The organism is Halobacterium bonnevillei (assembly GCF_009831555.1).
Lineage (GTDB): Archaea > Halobacteriota > Halobacteria > Halobacteriales > Halobacteriaceae > Halobacterium > Halobacterium bonnevillei.
This window is the reverse complement of record NZ_WUUU01000358.1, coordinates 1-1,018: the sequence shown is the minus strand read 5'-3', so window position 1 is coordinate 1,018 and position 1,018 is coordinate 1. Positions and strand designations below refer to the sequence as shown.

Genomic DNA, 1,018 nt, shown 5'->3' with positions numbered 1-1,018 from the left:
CGGCGGGCGCAGTCGACGACGCGGCGTCGAGACGGTGGACGGTCCGACGCCGCCGGCGGCCGACGACGGCCTGCACATTCCCTACGAGTTCGCGGAACTGCGGTCGAACGTCGTCAGCGGCGGCGTGCCGAAAGACGGCATCCCGTCCATCGACGACCCCCAGTTCAAGGACGCCGACGACGCCGAAATCCCGGGCGGCGACCCGGTGTTCGGCGTGGTGCGCGGCGGCGAGGCGAAGGCCTACCCGCAGGACGTCCTGGTCCACCACGAGATCGTCAACGACGAACTCGCGGGCGACGCCGTCGCCGTCACGTACTGCCCGCTGACCGGGACCGTCCAGGGGTTCGAGCGCGGCGACGTCGAGTTCGGGGTGTCGGGGCGCCTCCTGAACGCGAACCTCGTGATGTACGACCGCAGCACCGACAGCCGGTGGCCCCAGATGCTGGCGACGGCCATCGACGGGCCGCTGGAGGGACAGACGCTACGGGAGTTCCGCCTCGTGTGGACGACGTGGGGGTCGTGGCGCCGCGCCCACCCGGACACGCAACTGCTCACGTCCGGCACCGACTACCTCAGGGACTACGACGACGACCCATACGGGAGCTACAACCCCCAGCGCGGGTACTACGCGTCCGACGACTACCTCTTCGAGCCGCTGGCCGAGGACGACCGCGACGCGGCGAAGTCCGTGGTTCTGGGCGCCAGAACCGCCGACGAGGCCGTGGCGTTCGACAAGTCCGTCCTGCTGAAGGAGCGCGTGCTCGAGAGCGAGGAAACGTCCACGCCGTTCGTCGCCGTGGCCGACCGCAGCCTCGCGACCGGCTTCGTCTACGCGAATCCCGACGGGCGGGACGTGACCTCGACGGACGACGGCTACCGCGTCGACGGCGAGGCCCACGAGGCAGACGGCCTGCCGCTGGACCGCGTGCTCGCATGGGACGCCATGTGGTTCGCGTGGGCCGGCTACTACCCAGACACCGCCTATGTCGAGTGAAACGTCCCGCTCGCCGGCGGCGGC

General features: G+C 70.7%; 1 protein-coding gene. It reads left to right on the top strand.

Annotated features, from left to right (window positions below):
• A partial coding sequence (locus GRX66_RS19310; RefSeq protein WP_159527877.1) for a DUF3179 domain-containing protein occupies window positions 1-994 on the top strand: 994 nt, incomplete at its 5' end.
• Between the last annotated feature and the right edge of the window lie 24 nt (window positions 995-1,018).